Annotated in this window: 1 protein-coding gene and 1 pseudogene; both read left to right on the top strand. The window is 71.9% G+C overall.

All coding sequences use genetic code 11. The annotated features are described in order from the left end of the window. Positions 1–494: 494 nt before the first annotated feature. Entirely contained in the window at positions 495–1,895 is a 1,401-nt protein-coding gene (locus tag CQZ88_RS20255) for a CitMHS family transporter (RefSeq protein ID WP_065922944.1), read from the top strand. A gap of 67 nt (positions 1,896–1,962) precedes the next feature. After that, positions 1,963–2,712 (top strand): annotated as a pseudogene (locus CQZ88_RS31445) (histidine kinase); the annotation flags it as partial.

Here is a 2,712-nt window from a genome sequence, read left to right as displayed (position 1 = left end):
CGACGCCGTCCGCCGCGGTGCCGCCGTGGTCGATTCCGTGGCGGCCGACTTCGTGGCGGCCGACTTCGCGGCGGTCGGTTTCGTGGCGGACGAGCGTCTGCGGGGCGCTCGTTCCCGGCCGGCGGTGGCCGACGCCGTCGGCCTTTTCGCCGTCTCGGACGACGGGGCCGCACGACGCGGCCGCTCGGTCGTCCTGGTCGAGCTGCCCCGGTCCGCGGCCTTGGTAGCCGTTCGGCCGGGGCTGCCGGATGCGGTCCGGCCACCCTTGTCGCCCCGTGCGCCCATGCAGAAGGCGTACCCCTCATGCGGTCCCGGTAAACCCGCCGACCGGGGCGAATGCACTCGAGCAGAATGCGCACAACGGCGCTATCGCACGCAACGGTGACCACCCGCAGTGGCCTGCCCCACACTTCCGTGTAGCAGAGATCACACCGGGCGACGACCCGGATTCTCGAACCCCCTCCGCACCGTCCACCGACGAAAGCGAGCAGATCGTGCTTGTCTTCCTCGGCTTCCTCATGGTTGCCGTCTTCATGTATCTGATCCTGTCCAAGAGGGCCACTCCCGTCGTCGGGCTGATCCTCGTTCCGGTCGCCTTCGGCCTGTTCGCCGGTGCGGGCGCCGATCTCGGCGACATGATCGTCGACGGGGTCACCGACCTCGCCCCGACGGCCGCGCTGCTGTTCTTCGCGATCATCTTCTTCGGGATCATGATCGACGTGGGGCTGTTCGACCCCCTGGTGCGGCTCGTCCTGCGGCTCGTCCGGGACGACCCGGCGCGGCTCGTCGTGGGGACGGCAGTGCTGGCGATGGTCGTCTCCCTCGACGGCGACGGCTCGACCACCTTCATCATCACCACGTCCGCGATGCTGCCGCTGTACCTGAAGCTGCGGGTGAGCCCGGTGGTGCTGACGGTTGTCGCGGGCCTGTCGAACGCGACGATGAACATCATCCCGTGGGGCGGCCCGACGGTCCGCGCCGCCAGCGCGCTCGGCCTGTCCCCGTCGGATGTGTTCGTCCCGATGATCCCGTCGCTGCTCGTCGGCCTGGTCGTCGTGCTCGGGTTCGCGCTGCACCTCGGTGTCATGGAGCGCCGGCGCCTCGGCAAGCTGGTGTGGACCGCTGAGCCGGTCCTGGCCGGCGCCGGCCGCGGCGGCTCCACGGGAGCGGGTCGTTCGGGTTCGCGTGGCGCCGGCAGCGGATCCGGCCCGGACGCGCCCGGCGACGACGAGACCGGCGGTTTCGTCGCAGGTCTCGACCCGACCCGCGCGACCCTGCGACCGAGGCTGCTGCCGTTCAACGCGCTGCTCACCGTCGCCCTGCTCGTCGTCCTCGGGCTCGACATCCTGCCCATCCCCGTCCTGTTCATGATCGCCGCAGGTCTGGCGCTGGCCGTGAACTTCCCGCGCGTGTCGGAGCAGTCCGAGGCGATCGTCCGGCACTCGTCGAGCATCGTGTCGGTCGTGGCCATGGTGTTCGCGGCCGCCGTCCTGACCGGTGTGTTCCAGGGCACCGGCATGGTCGAGGAGATGGCGCAGTGGCTGACCGGCGCGATCCCGGACGCGCTCGGCCCCTACCTGGCCGTGATCACGGGCGTGCTCAGCATCCCGTTCACCTTCTTCATGACCAACGACGCGTTCTACTTCGGCGTGCTGCCGGTCCTGGCCGAGACGGCCGCCCAGTACGGGATCGAACCGGTCGAGATGGCCCGCGCCTCGATCACCGGCCAGCCCGTGCACATGCAGAGCCCGCTGGTGCCCGCGATCCTGCTGCTCGTCACCCTCGCCGGCGTCCAGCTCGCCGACCACCACCGCAAGGTGCTGTGGCGTGCGACGCTCGTGTCGCTCACCATGCTGGCCGTCGGCATCCTCCTGGGCCAGATCCCGCTCGGCTGAGCTCCGCACCGACGTACCGTCGCGAGAAACGGATCAACGTGTCGGACCCCGAATTGCCGGAGGCGTCGTGAGGCTGCGCACCCAGGTGCTGCTGTTGCAGTCCGCCGTGGTGGCGGTGGCGCTCGGACTCGGGTTCGCGGCGTTCGTCACCACCACCGAGGACCGCGTCACCGACGAATACGGACAACGCGCCCTCGCCGTCGCCCGGACCGTCGCAGCCGATGCCACGGTCCGGGCCGAGGTGGCCCGGCTCGCGGCCGCCGACGACGGAGTCGTCGCACCCGGCAACCCGGAGCTCGCGACCGGCACGGTCCAGCAGGCCGCCGAGGCGGTGCGCGCGGCCACCGGCGCGTTGTTCGTGGTGGTCACCGACGAGCAGGGACTGCGGCTGGCTCACCCCGACGCGCGGCTGCTCGGTCTGCGGGTCAGCACCGACCCGGACGAGGCCCTGGCCGGACGGGAGGTGGTGCGCAGCGAGCGCGGCACCCTCGGCGACTCCGTCCGGGCCAAGGTGCCCGTCGTCGCCCCCGGCTCGGAGCGGGTCGTCGGCGAGGTCAGCGTCGGCATCGCCACCGACCGCGTCCGGTCGGAGCTGCGCGAGGACGTCGCGCAGGCGGCGCTCGTCGCGGCCGGCGCCCTGGCGTGCGGCGCCGCGGGATCGGCGCTGCTGGCCCGCCGGTGGAAGCGGCTGACCCTCGGCCTCGAGCCCGAGCAGCTCGCCGAGCTGGTCCGGGAGCAGGAGGTCGTGCTGCACGGCATCGGGGAAGGGGTGATCGGCGCCGACACCGAGGGGGTGGTCACCGTCGTCAACGCCGAG

Source organism: Rhodococcus sp. ENV425 (genome assembly GCF_002887785.1).
In the GTDB taxonomy this organism is placed as follows: domain Bacteria; phylum Actinomycetota; class Actinomycetes; order Mycobacteriales; family Mycobacteriaceae; genus Rhodococcus; species Rhodococcus aetherivorans.
This window is presented reverse-complemented; position numbering and strand designations above follow the sequence as displayed.